The sequence below is a fragment of the Microcystis sp. M_OC_Ca_00000000_C217Col genome, assembly GCF_007095585.1.
Lineage (GTDB): Bacteria > Cyanobacteriota > Cyanobacteriia > Cyanobacteriales > Microcystaceae > Microcystis > Microcystis panniformis.
The window spans coordinates 1-20757 of sequence record NZ_SFBV01000191.1; the positions used below are offsets into that span (position 1 = coordinate 1).

Annotated in this window: 9 protein-coding genes; all 9 read right to left on the minus strand. The window is 39.2% G+C overall.

From position 1 onward, the window contains the following. Positions 1–565: 565 nt before the first annotated feature. The 9 genes from EWV66_RS11130 to EWV66_RS11170 all read right to left on the minus strand — a co-directional run bounded on the left by EWV66_RS11130 (position 566) and on the right by EWV66_RS11170 (position 20697). Entirely contained in the window at positions 566–1330 is a 765-nt protein-coding gene (locus EWV66_RS11130; protein WP_052277696.1) for a hypothetical protein, read from the minus strand. Between the two features lie 199 nt (positions 1331–1529). Continuing rightward, the gene (locus tag EWV66_RS11135; RefSeq protein WP_002789965.1) at positions 1530–2807 is read right to left on the minus strand and encodes an NAD(P)/FAD-dependent oxidoreductase; all 1278 of its coding nucleotides are present in this window, start codon (positions 2805–2807) and stop codon (positions 1530–1532) included. Between the two features lie 64 nt (positions 2808–2871). Further along, positions 2872–4044, minus strand: coding sequence for an MFS transporter (locus tag EWV66_RS11140; protein ID WP_002761930.1), 1173 nt, complete (start codon positions 4042–4044; stop codon positions 2872–2874). A gap of 35 nt (positions 4045–4079) precedes the next feature. Continuing rightward, complete coding sequence (locus EWV66_RS11145; protein WP_052277695.1) at positions 4080–5654, minus strand: PfaD family polyunsaturated fatty acid/polyketide biosynthesis protein; 1575 nt, start codon at positions 5652–5654, stop codon at positions 4080–4082. A gap of 145 nt (positions 5655–5799) precedes the next feature. Beyond that, a complete protein-coding gene (locus EWV66_RS11150) occupies positions 5800–10803 on the minus strand; it encodes a short-chain dehydrogenase (protein WP_287109099.1) in 5004 nt (1667 codons plus the stop codon). Between the two features lie 45 nt (positions 10804–10848). Then, complete coding sequence (locus EWV66_RS11155) at positions 10849–12606, minus strand: SDR family NAD(P)-dependent oxidoreductase (protein WP_287109101.1); 1758 nt, start codon at positions 12604–12606, stop codon at positions 10849–10851. Between the two features lie 170 nt (positions 12607–12776). Beyond that, entirely contained in the window at positions 12777–13496 is a 720-nt protein-coding gene (locus tag EWV66_RS11160) for a Rossmann-fold NAD(P)-binding domain-containing protein (protein ID WP_287109102.1), read from the minus strand. A gap of 56 nt (positions 13497–13552) precedes the next feature. Further along, positions 13553–17374 carry a beta-ketoacyl synthase N-terminal-like domain-containing protein gene (locus EWV66_RS11165; protein ID WP_287109103.1) on the minus strand — a complete coding sequence of 1274 codons (3822 nt, stop codon included), beginning with the start codon at positions 17372–17374 and terminating at the stop codon, positions 13553–13555. Between the two features lie 398 nt (positions 17375–17772). Then, positions 17773–20697 (minus strand): amino acid adenylation domain-containing protein, encoded by a 2925-nt coding sequence (locus EWV66_RS11170; protein ID WP_287109104.1) that lies wholly within the window; start codon positions 20695–20697, stop codon positions 17773–17775. Between the last annotated feature and the right edge of the window lie 60 nt (positions 20698–20757).

Consider the following 20757-nt stretch of genomic DNA (forward strand, 5'->3'; position numbering starts at 1 on the left):
TACAATTCTTCACCTTGATAAAAATCCATCATTGTAGCTATAATCCTTACTGGCAATGGGTTGTAAGCAATGTATTAGTAAAAATTATCAATTGAATGTTAAGAAGTGCGGAAGATGGGCTATAGTCAAACGTCGCTGCTATAGTAGTTACAGGAACGAACATTGCAGAAGTGGTTGCAATTAATGCTAATCCAATAGATGAAAACAAAGAATTCATGAACAATTTCCCTATATAGCAAAATGACAAGTAATCATTAGAGTTGTTGCAAAGTAACAATCAAAACGGCTGAATCTCTTACTTTAATTGAGTGGAGTGACAGAAATTATAGTTTAAAATTACTAAACACTCGATTGTGGCAGAGATTCAAGCTTTTCTAATTATTACACAACAACTCTAGTGGCTCTCTTATTCTTTGTGTGATAAGTTTAACTTATATAGGAGTGATCGATCTCTGTGTCCTTTGTGTCTCTGTGGTTCCTTCCACTCGCTCGCCAGCAGGACTGTATCTTAGAACACATTTTACCCACCAAACCCAAGAGAGCCCTCTAGTTATGCAGAGGTTAACTAAACCGACTTTTTGAGCTTCATAATTAACCCTAAGCCAGCAATCGAAAAAATTCCTACAAGATTCGTAGGTTCGGGAACAGAAGTAGCAAAAGGAATAAAAGTACGATCTCCTCTGGCTACAGCAACTTGTAATCCTTCAACCGATTGTGTTGCTCCTGCTGCTATTAAATAATCACTAAACTCTTTCGTTAAAAGAATTCCTAAAGGTTCTAGAATCCAAGTATTATTGACCAAATCAACATTAGGTAAGCCGGGTGCTACGGTGCTAAAAACTGGAAGACCTGTGTTGGCTGTATCTCTCACAAAAACAAAGTAAGGCTCAGGAATATTGGGATCGGTATTAACTTCAAAGAAGGCAGAAAAATCCCCGATCTCGAACACAGGAGGAAGATTAAGTTTAGTTTGATCAACGTTGAAAAAGACACTTCCAGTCAATTCAGTTGTTCCACTAATCGCCTCATAATTATCTGTTTCTCCATCGTAACTAAATACCCAATCCGTTCCTCTTATATTAGGGTCATAACTTGGAGGAAGAATATCAAAAGCATAATCATATCCCTGTGCGGGAGTATCAGTATTCTCAACCGATGCCAAAGATAAACCAATACTTTCCAACACGGCTAGTACATTAGGATCAAAGTGAAGACTGTCTTTCCCCCCTGTTTCAATATAAATAACGGGTTCAGCTTTAACGGGAAGAACAGGATTAAGAGCGATTACAGAGGTTAATCCTAATAGAGTTGCTAGATGTTTTGAGTTCATTGTTAAATCTCCTGTGTCAATTTTTTAGAGTTTGTAGTCAAGAATGTTTTCTCTATCCTAAAGGAGGTTTCAGCAAAGAGCAGAATTTTTCAACTTCTTTTAAGAAACTAACAGTTAGCTGTAGTTAAATTTACTCAAAAGAGTCAAGAAAAATACTTGAGTATAGTTGCTGATTATTGATTCTGTATTTTGCCAAACATTATCCTTTTTTCAAATGTTCAACTAATTCAACCGCACAACCGATGCCACTTTCATGAAAGCCATAGGAATCAATGCCTCGTTTTTTGATGTGGAAATATGTCCCTGAGAAGTAAATAGGGCCAGTTTCATTGAGTTGATAAATTTGTTTTTGCGCCTCTAGAGTATTCATGTCATAAGCTGGATGTCGATACTTAAGAATGCGGATAATTTTATCTTCATCAATGGCGATGGGGGGGGTATCTAAGGAAACAAAATAATCTTTCTTGGCGGTAAAATTATGTACTTTATTGGCATAATAAGTGACATAAGTATAAAGCTTTCCTTCTTTAGTTACTTGCCCATAATTCCAGGATTGCCATTTACTGCGATCGGGGTTCATAATAACTGGATCAGTGTGAACAGTTACGGCGGTTTCATTATACTTAAAACAGCCTAAGATGTTTTGTTCTAATTCAGTTGGTTCAGCAAGTATTCCTAATGCTTGATCAGCGTGAGTAGCCATAACCACCTTATCATAAACTTCTTCATCTGTGGTCGTTTTTATCGTTACTTTTCCGTCTTCTCTTTTTTTAACGGAAATCACTTCTTGTTCAGTGCGAATGGGTTTCTTTAAAGCATCTTTGACCCTTTCAACATAACGACTGCTTCCCCCTTTAACGGTTTGCCATTCGACCGTTTTTCCCCCTAAACCGCCTTGGTCATGAGTCATAAAAAAGCTGATAAAAGTTGAAGCGGGAAACTCCATTAATAAATCAGTAGGAATTGACCAAACGGCTGACCCCATTAGCATGACAAAGTTATCTCGAAAGGCTTGGCTATAGTTATTTTTATCTAGATATTCTTGCATAGAAATTCTCGTTTTTCCTTCCCAAAAATCAGCCCGTGCTTCTGAGAAAAAACGTTTAGCTTCTTGATAACAAGCGACTAATTCTGAAGGTTGCTGACGAGCGAATTCTTCCATCGGCAGTTCTAGATCTAGGGAATTAAACTGCATTCCAGTATCCAAATTATAAAAATTAAATCCGCCTAAATGATCTTGAGTCTCTGCTCCTAAATCAGCAAAAAATTTCATCAAGTTGGGATAATTAGGTTTATTACAAACCACAAAAGCCGTATCAAAAGAAATCCGTTGACCATCCTCATCCAAATCTAAGGTGTGAGCATGACCGCCGACACGACTACTTTTTTCATAGACATCAACCTCATATTGATCTTGAAGATAATAGGCGATGGGAGAGCCAGAAATACCCGAACCAATGATTGCTAATTTTTCCATGATTTTGTCCTTGAATAAATTGTGAATGGGGTTAATTAGTGTAGTTAAAATTCAAGAAACTTTCCTAACTATTCTCCGAAGAATGTTGATAGTCAGAATGGGACTTTTGGGACTGACTTAAACTCAGCAAAAATAAGACAAAAATGACTAACATTAATGAGAAGATATACCGAGTTCCCATCATGGTCATGACAATAGCTGATAGAATGGGACCGGCGGTACAACCTGCACTATAAATTGAGGTAAAGACAGCACTCCCGGAGGATAATTCATTAAGGGTAACGGTAGAACCAATCAGGGCTAATGATAAGGGAAAAATGGGACTCATTCCTACCCCAGAGACAAAAGCTAAAAAGGGGGTAATCATGGGATTTTCGATTAAAGATAAGCCAAAAACTGAAACAATTACAATAATTACACTACCGACTAAAACCTTAACTTTACCCATCTTATCGGCTAAATGAGTAATAGGAACGGTTGAAATTAATCCGCCTAAAATAAACAAGCCAAAGATTAAACCCATGCGCTCAATACCATAGTTTTGTTCGAGTAAAAAAAGTGGATAAAGAGAAACTAAGGTGGCAACACTGAAGCCATAAGCAAAAGCTCCTTGTAGGGGAAGTTTGAGCTTTTGAATAATGCTAAAGTTGGGCTTTTGAAACTTAACCGTTTTCTCTGGTAATCCAAAAAAGACAACAACAATTCCACTTAAAATCAAGCCACTTCCTAATAAAAAAGTGATCTTAGGAGAAAGATTATAGGCGACTGCTCCCATAATCGGACCGATACCAAAACCTAAGCTAAAAGCTAAAGCATCTAAACCATTAACCATGGCTCGATTTTGATCATTACAAAAATAGTTAATAGCGGTTTGTCCAGAAATCAGATATAAACAACAGGCCAAACCCATAACGCCACGAATGATAAACCAAAGAGATAATTGAGTAGTAAAGGCAAATAGAGGTGCAGTTATTCCCATTAAAAGGAATCCTAACATCATGGTTTTTCTTAATCCAATTTGGCGAAGAATACTAGCCACAATTGGTGTTCCTGCGGCAATGACAAAAAAGTAAAGAGTAGAATTTGCCCCAATAACAATATTGTCGTAACCCTTTTCTTTCATAAGGGTAGAAACAAAGGGGTTAAATAACCCTAGGGAAATTCCCGATAAAAAGGCCACTAAATAAAGGGCGGGAAGTCCAACAGAAAAGGGAGAATTGGCATTTTTAGTCATCATGGGAAAATTCCAGCACAAGGTTCATAAGGGGGTTTTTAAAGAGGCGTGGGTCGATAAAAATGATAGGGAGACGGAAGATTAACCCCCTGTAACTTCAGACTTTGCAGACGATAGAGATAAGCTGCACCGCGCATGATATGAGTTGCTACATCCACCACTTGACGATTTTCGGAAAATTCTAAATAAGTTCCTCGAACCCAATCGTTAAATGAACCCATCGCCGGACCACACCAAATTTGATAATCCATTGTTCGTTGTGGCTGTCCACTGGTTGCCCAACGAGAAGAAAGCCCTAAATACCAGCGAAAAATTAAAGCCATTTTCCGTTTAGGATTATTATTTGCTCGTTCAATTTGTTCGGGATCTCGCTCTTGAAAATAAGCAAGGGTTTCTTGCCAAACGGCCTCTAATGGTTTTTGGAAAATTTGCTTTTCTATGGTTTGACGAACCTCGGTCGGAATGGCATCAATTCCCTCATAAGTTTGATACAAATCATATAATTTTTGCGCGCGCATGGGGAATAAACTTCCCCGTTTTAAGAGTTGAACTTTCACCCCCATTTCAAACATATCAGCACAAGGGGCCATTACCACATCGGCCATTGCTGCTTGGGCAAGTAATTGTTTGGTATGTTCAGATGTTCCCGCTTCAATACAAGCATGATTCACCGAACCTGTGATAATGTAACTCGCTCCCATCATAAAGGCCGCTAAGGCTGATTCTGGAGTACTAATCCCACCAGCAGCCCCCACTCTAATAGAACGCTCATACTGATATTGCTGTTGAATCTCATTGCGTAAGGCAATAATAGAAGGGAGAAGGCAAACCAAAGAACGATTATCTGTGTGACCACCAGAGTCAGCTTCAACGGTTATATCATCGGCTAAAGGAACTTTTTCAGCTAAAGTTGCTTGTAAGGCTGTAATTTGTCCCTGTTCAACTAAAGCTTTCAGCAGTTTAGGGGGAGCAGGTTTTAAGAATTTCTGAGCAACTTCGGTCCGAGAAATTTTGGCAATGATCTTATTTTGGGTTTCAATATCGCCTTGAGAATTTAGATGTAATCCTGATGCTCGGTAACGGACAATATGGGGGGTTAAATCCAGGTAAGCAGAGGCTTCAACAGTTCTTACCCCATATTTGAGGTAAAGTTCCACTGAACCCCGTTCTAGGGCTTCCTCTGAGGGGCTATGGATTAAATTGAAGGCATATCGTCCATTGGGTAAAGCTTCTTGAATGGTGTGAATGGCTTTTTCAACCCGTTGGGGAACTAACCCGGCTGCCCCAAAACTGGCTAAAAATCCCGCTTTTCCCAGAGAAATCACCAAATCTTCGGAAGCGATACCCCCGGCCATTGCACCCGCCCCATAAGCATAGTCTAAACCATGAAAGTCACAAAAAGCGCGATCGCCTAATTGTTGGGGTGATAGGGCATTAATCATGCTACGGGGCAGTATATCAGCATTAGGTTCGTGAGAAAGTCCTATCTGGTTATTTTTGACATATACATAACAAGGCTGCTCTAAATTGGCTAATTTTTCTCGAATTCCTTCACTATCAAAGGAGATAGATGGTTTAGGGGAGCTAGTAAGAGGGTTATGGCTAGTTAACATGGGGTTTATTTCTCCATTGTTGTTGACTTTAAACTGACGGAAAAGAAAGATGGGTGTTTACTATTCACTGGTAACTGGGGTTATCCCAATTCGATGGTTAATGCACTAACCGAGTAGTCGAGATACACTGGTCTCTGTTAACTGTTCACTCTTCACTGTCTAATAGACACAGGGCGATGTCTTTAATTTCGTAAATTCTTAAGTCTTCTTTCCAAAGACTGGCATCTCCGATAATTGTGATTACATCATCTTCGACTCGAATATCGGAAATATGCACTTCTAAAGACATTAAACGATTTTCGGGTGTAATTTGTCCTCGATATTTCCAGGTGATTTGATGATTAATGGCTTGACCAAAGCGAGGATTTTTGAAAGATTTGCCTAAGTCTAATTGCAGCGCATAAGTTTGCATAGCTTGAAGAATAGACTCAACGCCTAAGGCACCAGGCATCACGGAATCTTGATAGAAATGGAAGGGAAAATACCAATCTTCGGGAGTAATTGATTGGCTGGCATAAATATATCCTTTTTGATACTTACCCCCATCTTCAATTAGGAAAACTTTTTCGATAAAATCAAGATAATTTTGAGAAAGACGATAGTGGGGTTTTTCAGGATTTACTGAATAGAAGTTTTGGTGAGTTAAGGAATCTTGTAAATTAATTTCCTGTAGGGTTAAATCGGATAAATTATTCAGTTGATACCAAGGTTTAAGACGTTTTCCACCATCAAGTCCCACTTGATTCGCTAACAAGGCTGTGCTAAAGTCTCCAAAGACCATATTTCCCCGATAAAAAGGCTCACCTTCACAAGATAACTCAAACTCAAACTTTTGAATAATTGCCCCTTGAATAGCGGTGGTAGAAAGGAGACGAACTTTATCCGTAATGGTTTTATTACGGAGGTCAATTTCTTTGAGAATTGTTCCCTGTCCATCCAAATTACGAAAATGAAGATCATCTTCTGGGAATAATAAAGTTGCTCCCATATAAACCCCTAAGAAAATACAAGGTTGACCGGCAATTTCAATATAAGTACAGTAGGGCAAAGTGGGATAGGCATTATGGTTATAAAACCAAGCATTTTCTTTGACATCAAATTCGGTAATAATTTCCGATGGTTTTTGCAATTCATGACGTTTACCTTCGATGTCTAATACCCGACTGACTAACTGAAACTCCCCGTTAGGTAAACGAACCGATTGACGATTTTCATAAATGTCAAATTCTGATCCCAAACAGGCAGCCACTGATCCTTTAGCAAAGGTTTTTAATTGGTTTTCATTAAATAAAACCGATGACTGTTTTGATAATTGGGAAATATGGGGGAATGTTCCTGACTCAATGGGTGGGAAAATACTGGGAATGGTGTCTGTTTTTTCTACCAGTTGAACACCAATATTTTTAATAGTAGCAATGGTTTTTCCGCCAAAAATAACATCCACATTAGCCAGAAGATAAGGTTGAGGAGAAAGTCCAATTTCTAACACCTCCATTTGATACATTAAAGTTCCATGTTGGGGAGTCACTTGTCCCCGAAAACGGGCTGCTTGGGTTTGATTAGGAATCACCTGAAAACGAGCATCTTTCCTGTGAGTTTGTAACCCTAACCATAAACAATAAAATTGCACCAGTTGGATACTTCCTTCAATCATTAAATTCCCCGGTAAAGTGGGGTCATTTTTAAAATGACAAGAATAATACCAGTCCTCAGGAGTGATCTGTTTTGCTCCCACTGCTAACCCTAGTCCAGCTATTCCTCCTTGAGGATTTACCATCATCACTTTCTCTAACATTAAGAGTTTTTCTGGGGGTAATCTGAGGGAAGAATTTAAGCCATTTTGTTGATAGTTTTTCCCTAAACAAGCCTCAATATTGCCTTGACTTAGATTAAGAAGTTCTTCTTTTTTAAAGAATGACTTAGAACAAGTTAAAAGAGGAGTAAACTGTTGTCTTTTAATCAAGTTTCTTTCTTTTTCTTCAGCCTCTTTTAGCACAATTCCCTGTCCTTTTTCTAATTCTTCATCAGAAAAGAGTCCAGCACAACCGTCATGAAGTTTCATCCAAACTTGATCCCCAATTAACACCTCTCCTTGGAAGAAAATTAATAAGCTATCATCAGTTTTAACCGAAGAGGTGATCTTAACTCGACACCGTAACAACTTAACATTTTCAGGTTGTTCAAATAAGAAGGTTGCAGATAAATCTAATAAACGGAAAGAGCGTTTTCCTTGATTTTCAAAATCTGTCCCGATATAACTTAATAGCATCAGGAGTCCGTGGCCGGCTTCTTTACAAATTCCTACCGTTAATTGACCATCTACTGCATACCAAGCATCTTCTGGTACATCATATTCTGTTTCGATGAAACCTGATTTATAATCACCTAATTTTCCTTCTAATTGAGTCACCCGACTGACAAACAAAAAGGGAGGAGACGGCATTCTGACTCGTTGGGTATAATGATCAATGGGTTCATATTCTTGACCAAAAACCTTAGAGACTTTACCTTCAATAAATTCGAGAATCTCAGGTTGATCAAATAAACAAGGTCTAACGGTTTTAGGATGAGAAGAAATAACGCTTGTTCTTAAATGATCAACTGTAGAAATGGTTGGAACTTGTGAAAGAGTTTGAGTAGAAGAAGCGACTAAAGCAGCGACTTTTTGAGAAGCAGTATTTTCTCGAATAATTGAATTTTGTTGATCGGTTTGGGGTTCAATATTAGCTTTGGGTGCTGTGGTTAACACTGTCTTAAAAATCGCCTCTAAGGTTTCTGCTTCATCTGTTAAATAAAGAGGGGATAAGTCTAGTTCTACCCCATGACTGACTAATTGTGCTAACATCTTAATAATGGTCGCTAAATCATCAGCACCTCGACGATTAATACACAATGCAAGATGCTCTTTTTGACCAAGAGTTTCCGATATCCAACGAGAACAACTTCCTCCTGATCCTAATTCTAGAAAAATTTTCACCCCGTCTTGATAAGTGCGTTCAATTAAGCGAGGAAAATCTAACATTTGACACATTCCTTGACTTAAATGCTCACCAATTTTCTCTTGTTCTAAGGCCAGAGAATCATAATGAGAAGAGGAATAAAAAATAGTATCAGGTGGTGTTCCTATTGTCACCGTATTTAGCTTAAGAAACTCATTGTATTCTGATTGCATAACTTCACAATGTAAAACCATATCAGAAGGCGAACGAAACCGATCACATTGTAATTTTTTAATCACCCGTAAACAACCTTGAGAATCTCCTGCGATCGCAACTTCTTGAGGGGTATTAATATGGGTTAAATAAACCTTACTTTCTGTTTTTAGACATTCCTGAACTGCTTCAGCTGTAGCCATTAAAACATAACTACTCCATGAATTTTCATCTATCGGTTGACCCCAAGATTCTGCAACGGCTTGTTTAGCTCCCATTAAACGGGTTTTAAATAGGGGAGAAGAATGAACAAATCGACTTCCTTGATCCGCATTTGGCCAGACTCCTAATGAATACATCATGGTACTTTCTCCCATGCTATAACCGAAGGCAGCATCAGGTTTAATTTTAAAATATTTCTGCATAATTTCGGTGAATAAAACTGCAAAACCTGTTCCAGTTTCTAAGAGAGATAAAGGGTTAGCAATGAATTGAGTTTCTAGGTTTTCTAAGTCTTGTTTAGAAAGGGGAGATTGACGGCGAGGATAAAGAGAGTTTGCTTGAAAAAAGGTAGCAGGATCACTAATTAAACTCTCTGCTCTCTCCCATAATTTAGGGAATAATTGAAAAAGATTTCTTCCCATTCCTAAATAGGAGTTAAACGCACCGGGATAAACAAAAGCGACTTTACCCACTTTTCCTAACCGTTTAGGTGTGAAATAACTTCCTTGGGGACTTTTCCACGGCTTTCCTGTGTGAAAGGCTTGATCAATTCCTTTTTTAGCCTGTTTAATTTCCTTTTGCAAAGCTTCTTTGTTATTCCCAACAATTGCTACAACATAAGGAGACTGAGAATTCTGTTGAAACTGAATAAAATTCTCTTTGGCAAGATGGGGTAAGGAGAAACTGTTTTCAATACTATGGGTTAAGTTATCAAGCTGACTTTGTAAAGATGAACTATCATTTCCAGCGAGGGTAAATAGATAAAATGGTGCATAGGGTAAATAGCCATTATCGGGTGTACTTTGAAGAGTTGCTTCCGATAAAATTAAATGACTATAAGTATTGTTTTGAGTGACTAAATTAAGCGCAGCATAGCGTTTTTCTTGTCCTTTTTCAAGAAACCAAGGAAGCGATACATCAGGTAGATAAAAAGGACTATTTTGCCATTCTTGAGTAAGATTAGAAGTTAACAGTTGAGCGGAAGCAGGAAGATAACGATTTTTTAAGCAAAGTGCTGTTTTAATTAAGCTAATTAAATCTTCAGTTATCCCTAAGTTATTATTATTCTCTTGGACTGTTCCGACTGCACAAGTTAGGTTATTATGATTAGCATAATAAGCTTCTAATAACCCTTGATCTATCTCTGTTGAGGAAACAGCTAAATAACCAATATTTGAGGGGTGAATCTTAGCATTTTCAAATGCTTGCTGACAACTTTGTTTAATCGCAACTGATGGAGAAGATAAGGGGTTAACTATTTTACTAAAGCTATCAATAATCCCGTAAAAAAGCGTATTATTATTGTTTGGGATTGTTTCATAATCTTTGAGTATTAAAGCTCCGCCAATAATAGACTCAGAATTCCTATTAAGCGCACTAATAATAACTGTATCAACTTCTTTGGCAGTTAAGAGAATTTGGGCTAATTCTAGAGACTTTAATAAAGAATCAGATACTTGTGTTAATTGAAAGGTAACCATGGAACAATTCCATAATCTTTCCAATTGATAACTAATATGTTTAAGCTCAGTTTCTTGATTGTTGCTAATATTATTAGCAGTAATTAATGCAACTTTTTTTCCTATCTTACAATTACAATCTTTTAACCCTTGATCAGACATCTTTGATAGGATAGACCAAGAATTATCACTAATCGGTTTGTTAGAATAATCAAGGGAGTTTCCTTGATAAATTAAAGCTGATAGTTGTTGACTGGTTAACAGTTGATTAAAGAAGCCACTTAGTCCAGCGATCGCTAATTTGGAAGGTTTCATAATATCTCCTGTGAAAATGTAAATAGGGTATCAATTGAGAAAAAATTACAAGCAAACAGTATTCGATGAATTCACCGTATTGTTAAGAAACAAAACATTAAGACAAGAACTCAAAGTAACCTCCATATTAGTTGCTTCTAAATAAATTTTCCCTTGAGAATTATAAGCAAGTGCATTAGCAATTACCTTAGTATCACTATGTTCATTAATGGATAATTTGATCCAAAATTCTTGATTAAAAGGGAGGGAACTAAACTGCTCAAGCTCATTTAGTTTTAGGGGTAAACTACCGGAATTGTAGTGTTTTCTGACCCAAACTAAAAGACATTGAAACAAGAGATCAGCCGTATAAGAATTAAAGGATTGAACGCTAAACTGTCCTTGATCTTGTGCAGAAATTCGAGGTAAGTAACAGTTAAAAACAAGTTCGTTTTTATTAATTTCTAAGATTTTCTTAATTCCTTGAAATCTGGGCTGATGAAAAAGAACTCCTGCTTGATAGGGTTGTAAATTAAGGAAAGATTCCGTGACAGGCTGAATACTTTCCTCAAGTTTTCTCTCAGCTATTACTTGTTTAGTAATATTAATAATCCCCCGATAATGATAAAGGGGAATTCCTTTAGCGGTTTCACTCCAAATTAAGGCTTCAAATTTAATTTCATCTTCTGTTTTATCAACTTCAGTCAGATCCAAACAATACAAATTAGCTAAACTTTTATCAAAAACAACTCCTTTAAGCACCTGATAGTTATGACAACTTAAAAAATGATATCCTGTATAAAGTTGTTCGCAACTATTAGTGATCCATGCTAAGGCACACATTGCGGGTAAAACTGCATTTCCCCCGATGACATGATCATAAACGAAAGGGTTTCCTCGTAACGTCAACCGACGATATAAACGGTAACTATGCTTTTGCGGTGTAACCAGTTTAGGAGAAGGAGAAATAGGGTTACTCATCACAATAATTTGAGGGGTTTTAGCTTGAGTTTGGGTTAATTCTTCTGCTAACATTTCCGCCCCTGTTTGTTGAGGAATAACCTTAATATTTTGCTGCTCAAACAACTGTTTAAGCTGTGGTGTCACCATTCCCCCATCCCAAGGACCCCACCCAATAGAAACCACATGACATTTAGGATATTTTTGTTGAAGTAAATAAGCATACTTGTTCAAAATTTCGTTAGCTAAAGAATAGTCAGATTGACCGATATTGCCATAAAATGAAACAAAAGAAGAAAATAAGGCAATAAATTTTAATCGGTTAACTTCTAGGGAACCTAATAAACTATTTAACCCATCAATTTTGACACTATAAACCTTATCGAAATCCTGTTCAGTTTTGTTTTCAATTAATTTATCTGCTAACGTTCCCGCACCATGAATAATGCCCGTAATCTCTCCCCAACGTTGAATAATCGGTCTTAAAGTTGCTTTTACTTGCTGTGAATCGGTAACATTAACACTGCAATACTCGGCTTTTCCTCCTACTTTTTCAATCTCTGATAAGGTTTGCTTAATTTCCCAACTTTGACAGAGTTGTTGATACAGTGCTTGAACTTTTTTCGGAGTTGGTTTTTCATTTTGAGTTGCTAAATGTTGCATAATTTGCCTCTTTAACTCAGATTCATCTTGACAAGAAAGACTCCATTCAGGTTCAGGATCTAAAATTTGCGAACGACCTAATAAAATAAATTTACAATGATATTGTTGCGCCAAATAGATAACGCATTGAGCCGTAATTCCTCGGCCACCACCACTGACAATAACCACCGAAGATGAATTAAGTTGAGTATCATTAATCATGGGGAACATACCGTGTTAGTTGATAATTGATAGTTGATAGTTGATATTTAATAGTTAGTATATATTAGCTAAAAATCAGAATTTATACCGTAATTTATTTGAATAAATATAATTCTGTAGGGGCGCAATGCTCGCGCCCAGCTAATTTTATTCTAACTATTAACTTTTCCCTAATTACTGCTCAAAGAAGCTAATTCACAAGTCAAAGTCATTCGACCTTTTGGGGTATAACCCACCTCTTGAATTAAGCTATTAGGATCATGCAATTCAGCTAAAACAATTTGAGCCGTTGTCATTTCATCTAAGTCGGGACTAATATCTAGAGCGCGACAGAAGACCGATTCCCACTCTAGATTTAAGGTTTTCGTTAAGCCAAATAAACCGCCACTAATAGGGCTAAATTCTCGTTTTCCACTGAGACCAAATTCTCCATCTAAACGGGTTAAGCTGAGAAAACAACTGCGTCCTTGACTGGCCGCTTGCGTCAGAGAAGATTTAAGATGTTTGGCTAGTAAAAACACTTGTTTAACAATCGCTTGATCAGAATTAATTGAAGTCTCTTGATCTTGATTAAAACCCTGAGAGAGAGGATGTAAATGAATAAATGTGCCGATCAGTCCACAAGTTTTAAATATATCTCCCAATTGTGCTTGTAAATGTTCTTCACTTAAATGATTGAGAACAAAATGTCGAACCCCCGCAGGAAGAGAAGAACGCACAGGAATAAGGAATTGAGGGAAACTGAGAACCACAACTTGCCAGCCTTGGTTTAGCAAACTTTGAGCAACTTGGGCAGTAGTAGATGAACCATCATCGGTCACCAAACAGGTTTGATCAGGGGTTGAGGGAAAATCCCAATAATCTGGTGCAGCAAGGGGCTTCAGTTTCATTTGATAACGTCCAATATCACCGTGTTTTCGATGGTTAGACTGGGTAGAGGTAACAACTAAGCTATTTTTTTTTCTGTCACCATCATTTTCTCCCTCAAATACTGAACAATGTGGGCTAGGGTACGTTTTTCTGCTAATGCTTCAGGGCTAAGTTTGGGCAACCCAGAGAAAGCTTCTTGCAGACTTCCCATGATTTCTACCCGTTTGATCGAGTCAATGCCTAAATCTGCCTCTAAATCCATTTCTAATTCCAACATTTCCGTAGGATAGCCTGTTTTTTCACTGACAACCTCTAATAAGGCTTGACTTAGTGCATCATCTTGAATGGAGTCTAAAGAAGGTTCGCTCACTTCTGACACAGGTTCAGGTGTAGAGATGGCTGCAATGGGTTGAGGAGGTTCTAAGTAGTTGACAATGGGGGAAATGTGAACAGGTTCAGGTTCGGGAGTCGGTAAGGGTTGAGGTGCAGTGTTTAAAGGTTGAGGTTCTGGAGTCCGTAAGGGCTGAGGTTCAGACTTAAAAGGGGTAGGATCAGGAAAGCTAACAGAGGAAACCTCTGAATTTTGCCGATCAAATTTTGAATTCTCCGAAGCAGCAGCAGGAGTAGAGAGTTCGTCAATTTGAGCAACTGCTGTCATCTCTTTTTGTTTGAATAACTGCAACACTGATTGAAAACTCTGGGATTGATGTTTAATGTACTCTTCGTGAACCTTGGCAAGACTCTGTTGATATTGGTAGAATGCCTGTAAAAGAGGGTTGATGTTGTTAGAAATAGCGTTGTTCATAGTCATGGTTACAGTTTGATCTCGAGAAACGATAGATAAATTGAGTGTTGGAATTTCCTCTGAAAGAGGCTGAGAATCAGAAGGATAAGGGTTGACGGAAGGAATAGAGGCTAAAATTTCCTCGTTTTCCGACCCTTTCACTTCCTCACACTTAGATTCAACCGTTTGGGAATCAACTGACGGTTCTATTTCCGCAGGTGAATCAGGTTGTAATGCAGCTCCGATCAAAGCTTTGGTTTTATCGCTGATGTAGTTGGTTGCATTCAGCTTCAGGATCATACCTTTGCGTTTGCTTGAAGGAGTCTTCACCGTCAAAGCTGCATTTTCCGGATCGTTTAACGGTAAACCTAAAACTCGAAGCTGCATTACTCCTTGTGAGAGTTGAACATCACTGTCCTTTTGCCGACTGGGGTTGAGTGCAATGGCCAGATGAGGGCGATCGCCTAAGATCTGTTTAACTAAGTTAGTCAGAATTTGGCGCGGTCCAATTTCCACAAAGCAATATCCGCCTTGAGCATAAATATTTTCAATTTGTTGGACAAACTGAACCGAATTCAACAACTGAGCTTCTAAAAGCTGACGCATCCCCGATAAATCTTTGGGATAAGGGGCTGCCGTCACATTAGCGTAAACCGGAAGTTGGGGCGCATGAAACGTCACTTGATCCAACGCTTTCCCAAAGGGTTGACTAGCATGACGTACTAGAGAAGTATGAAAAGCAGCAGACACGGGTAAAGGCGTAACCTGATAGCCTTGAGAGCTTAAAATCTTCTCAATAGTGGCAATTTCTGAGGCTAATCCCGATAATACCACCTGTTCAGGTGCATTATAGTTAGCAATCTGCACATTGGCCATTCCTTCAACCCATTGCGCTATCTGAGATACTTTCCCCGTCACCGCTAACATCGCCCCTTGAGGGGTGGCTCCTTTCGGTGCGGCCATGGCCTGGCCTCTAGCTTGGATCAAGTAATAATAATCGTCGTCGGTGAAAACGCCTGCGGCCCAGAGTGCGGTTAATTCCCCAAAACTGTGACCGGCCACAAAATTTGGCTTAAATCCCGTCTTTTGCAACGTTTTATACAGTCCTACACTGAAAGCCCCGATCGCAGGTTGAGCATTTTCCGTCCGTTGCAGTAAAGAGGTTTGCCGTTTTTCGTCCACCTCGTTAAAGGTAGGAATCGGAAATACCCCTGCTGAAAGGGGCGTTAAACCCGCTTTAGCTCTCAATGTATCCAATTTTTGATAAGCGGTTTCGATTTCTGGGCAATTTAGGGCAATTTCTCGACCCATATTCAGGTATTGAGAACCTTGGCCGGGGAACAGTGCTACGACTTTTCCCTCCAGTAATAACCCCGTCTTACGGTAATAAATACCTTGGGGATGTTCCCATGCCTCTGCTTGAGGCTGTTTTTGCAACTGTTTAACGGCTGCTTGCAGTAATTTAATAGCTTCAGCCAAGGAAGTCGCAACAAAGCCCACTCTAGCAACCTTTAAGGGAAGTTGAGCCGATTTGCTTTGATTTTGTAGTTCAATATAAACTTGTGACCCTTGAAGAGATTGCAACTGTTCTAGAGCTTTTTGACAAGTTTGTCTTAATTCTTCGGGATTTTGACCCCAGAGTAAAATTGATTGGGGACGATGATGAATTCGATTTTCTCCTTGGGGTAATTTGGGCGTATATTCTTCTAACACCACATGATAATCAGTTCCCCCAAAGCCAAAGGAACTAACCCCGGCTCGTCTCGGTGTCTCTCCTTTGGGCAACCAAGGACGGGTTTCAGTGTTGAGATAAAAAGGCGAGTCTTCAATCTTAAATTTAGGGTTGGGTTCGGTAATATTAATGGTAGCAGGAAGAATTTTATGATGTAAGGCCAAAGTCGTTTTAATTAAACTTGCAGCACCCGCCGCCGCCTTGGTATGACCAATTTGAGATTTGACACTACCCAGAGCAATCGTTTGCTTTTCTGGGTTATTTTCGCTAAAAACCTCATTCAGGGCTGTAAATTCACAAAAATCTCCTGCTGGTGTTCCAGTACCATGGGCTTCAACTAACCCCAAGGTAGCGGGAGAAAATCCCGCCTCTTGATAGGCACGCCGTAAGGCTCTAACTTGACCTTCAGGACGCGGTGCATAGATACTTTTAAAACGACCATCACTAGCAGTCCCGATGCCTTTAATCACTGCATAGATGCGATTGCCGTCTCGTTCTGCATCCTCAAGCCGTTTAATCACCAGCATTCCCAATCCTTCCCCTACCATCATGCCATCGGAGGTGGCATCAAAGGGATTGAGACAATCTTTCTTAGAAAAAGCTGGAGTTTTGCTAAAACACATATAGTTAAGGATGGAATTATCCGTGTCAAAGCCCCCTGTAAGCATCATGTCACAACGGCCTTCGATTAATTCACTGATCGCCATTTTTAAAGCACTTAAGGAACTCGCACAGGCTGCATCCACCACACAATTAGTTCCTCCTAAATCAAAGCGATTAGTAATACGACCCGCTACGACGTTTGGTAACATACCGGGGAAAGAATTTTCCTGCCAAGGCACATAGGCTGCCTTCATGTTTTCGATAATTTTGTCGGTTTGTTCTTGAGATAAACCACTTTTTTGGCAGATTTTCTTCCAGAGAGGATATTGCAGACGACTGGTTAAGGGAGTAATGCTTTTCCAGAGGCCGCTTCCTCCTAAAATAACCCCTGTTGTTTCTCGATTAAACTCTTTTCCTTGGTTATAACCCGCATCTTCTAAAGCTTGTTTAGCCATCACTAAACCAAGTAAATGAGCCGAATCTAAAGCTTCTAACGTATCAGGTGGCAGACCAAATTCTAAGGGGTCAAAATCAATTTTTGGCAAAAAGCCCCCCCATTTACCATAGGTCTTATCTGGTGCTTTCGGGTCTGGATCATAGTAATCTTCTAAATTCCAGGCGCTTTCTGGCACTTCAGTGATTCCATTCACTTTACCGAGAATATTTTCCCAATATTCCTGTAAATTTTTGGCTTTAGCAAATAAGGCCGACATTCCAATAATAGCGATCGGTGTTTTTTGTAAAGCAGTTAGGCTAGAGGTTGAGGATTGAGCAGACATTGTAGGTGTGTTCTCCAATCAATAATATAGCAGTCTGTAGAGACAACGAATAGTTCTTAAAGAATGAACAAAGAATTGTTTGATTCCCTTTAGCTTCAGTTTAGGCAGAGTTCCAAGTTTATACAATGGATGATCTACTCTCACAAATGGATGATTTTTAGTAAGCGTTCGGGGGGGGAAAAATCTGGTAACTAGAGCAGTCCATCACGCTCTTGGTGACGCCAATTCAAGTCTGAATTGCATCCCTGTCTGATCTACCTTTGGGGAATACCTCATTCGGGGTACGATAGTCAAGACATTTTCGAGGTAGCACTTTTGCCAAAGTATTCTCCTGACTTAATCAAACGGATTTAATATGAGTCAATGCCACGGACTGCTTGACACTCCCCCCTGAAAGGTTAGGAATCAGCAACACCAATAGGCACTAATTCCTCAAGAAGAATGAGGTAATCTTGTCCGATTTTTTCAATGGTCGTAGGAAGATGGAAATTACGAGAATATTCAATTCTTATCTCTAACTGACCATCTATGATTAGGAAAAAGAATTCAATCAATGTGGTACGTTTTTGATCCAGTGGCGATAAACGACAATCGCGCTCGCCATAAACAAACTCAAACAAGTCAGAGAGAGGAACCGAACGATTTCCCAGATAATTAGCCCTTACTGGGGTTAAATTACTATCAGGATAGAGATATTCAGGTAAAGACTCACCTATCCAATCATAAGTTACGCCATTCATTGGTAAGCTTTCAAACTGCTCATTGATGGTACTGATAGTTTTTTGCCAAGTCGTAGAAGTGGATAAATTAATGCCTATGGGAAAATTTACAGCATAATTGCCCATACTTTCCATAAAAGACTGACCTTCGCCTAAATCTCGCCCATGACTACGATGACTGATAACCACCTGTTTGCGTTGACTCCAATCACCTAATAAACGGTATAAAGGAGCAAGGAGAATAGGATAAAAGTTAGACTGATAATAAACCTTGCCTTGGCTTAATAACTGTTTAGTTTGCGCTTTACTTAGGACAAATCGCGCACTTTCGGCAGAAGCTTCAATATTTGGGCCTTTGACATGATCGACGGGGACTTCAAAGCGACTCTCTGCATCAGGAAATTGTTCCTTCCAATAATTCAAGTGTTCGTTCATTGTTCCTTTTTTCTCCTCATCCCTCAAGACTTGCACAAAATCTAAGTAAGACTGAGGATTAGGGTTAGGAAAAGTCGGCTCACTTCCTACCAATAATTGATGATAGGCACTCCAAAGTTCCTTAAACAAGAGGGTTGCACTTAACATATCAGCAATGATGTGGTGAGCGACCATCGTAATATCGTAGCAATAGGGACTAACTTTAACGACAAGAGTGGCAGTGAGTGGCCAACGGTCAATCTGGATTTTTTTAGCTAAATCTGACATTTGAGCTTGAATTTTAGCATTACGTTCTGCTTCTGTTAAGTGGCTTCCATCCCAATACTCTGCCAGGATAGGTTGAGGATCATTGATCAAGTATTGCTGCCATTTACCTTGATTTTGTAGGCAAACCGTCCGAAAAGCTTCATGACGTTGCACCAAAAGATTAGCAGCTTGATTGAAAATATCAAGATTCAAAGACTGATGATAGAGAAAACGAGTATAACCGAACCATTGATAGGGAGGTTCAAAATAGTTGACTAACCAACGTTGTGCCGGTCCAAGGGGGACAAGAGAAGGAGTAGGGGGAGCAGCGGGAGGAGCAAGTAATTCGGCGGCTAATGCTTTACGGTCTAACTTTCCGTTATGATTCTTAGCAAGTTGTGGAAACCAAGCGAATCGTTGAGGAATCATGTAATGGGGGAGTTTTTGTTCTAAATGTGCTTTGAGAACTCGGTTTTTGATTTTATCCCCCGATAAACAAGCAATTAATCGTTTTTGTCCTTCACCGTAATCAATAGCTAAAACGGCGGCCTCGCGGACATTGGGATTAGTGGTTAAGATGCTCTCAATTTCCCCTAATTCAATGCGAAAACCCCGAATTTTGACCATATTATCGATACGTCCATGATATTCCAGCGTACCATCGGGTAATTCCTTGACTAGATCACCTGTCCGATAAATATAGTCACCAGAGACATCAGAAAAAGGATTAGAACAGAACGCTTTAGCGGTTTTTTCAGGATCTTTGAGGTATCCTAACGCTAATTGTACGCCACCAAGCCAAAGTTCTCCCATTTCCCCTTGTTTAACAGGTTGCATCTGATCATCCAACACTTTGAGATAGACATTATCGATCGCTTTTCCGATGGGAATTTGGCTGCTGGTGCGTTCGTCAGGACGTTCTGTAATAATATGGTAAGTCACATCAATGGAGGCTTCTGTCGGTCCATAAAGATTGGCTAAACCTGTCTTTAATCCATAACAATCAAGCCATTTTTGGATAAAAGACATGGGTAAAGCTTCCCCACTAAAGATTAACCAGCGTAAATCAGGAAATGTCCAAGATTCGTTTTCAATCGCACTGATAAATTCCCCAAAGAGGGAGGGAACAAAGTGCATTACATTAATTTTAGTCTTTTTAATCCAGGCAGCAAATTCCCAAGGATTTAAGACTACTTCGCGTTTGACGGGACATATTGTTGCACCTTCCATTAACGTCCAGAAAATTTCCCATACGGAAATATCGAAACAAAAAGAGGTGCGTTGTGCGATGCGATCGCCTGGTTTCAGGGAAAATGTTTTTTGCATCCATTCTAGACGATTCATATAACCGCGATGGTTTAACATTACCCCTTTTGGCCGTCCTGTTGATCCAGACGTATAAAGAATTACCATTAAATCCTCAGGACGATTACAAAGATTTATGGATTCTTTACTGTGTTTTTGCCAGATAGAAGTGGTAATCTGAGTTAAATCATTAATTTTGTTTAATCTTTCTCCTTCATCTAAAAAGAGGACGGTTTGCAAGGGTAAAGGTTCTGTCACACAAGAAATTAACTGTTCACTTACTTGATGTTCGGTAAGTAAGATCTCGATAGTGGCATGATGAAGAATATAACGCAATCTTTCGACGGGATAATCGGGATCTAAGGGTACATAACAGCCACCGGCTTTCAGAATTCCCAAAATACCAACGATCATGCGTGGATTTCGTTCCGTCATAATTCCAACTCTGGTATTGGGGTTAACACCTTGAGTCTGTAAATAAGCAGCAACTTGATTAGAAAGATGGTCTAATTGTTGATAAGTTAGGGGACAAGCCTCATCTAAAACAGCGATCGCATCAGGGGTTAATTGTGCTTGTTTAATAATTTTATAGTAGGGAATTTCGGGGGAAAAAGCCATAAGAATAATCCTCTATTAGATGTTAGGTGGTAGGGGCGCAAAGCCTGCGCCCATTGGTTT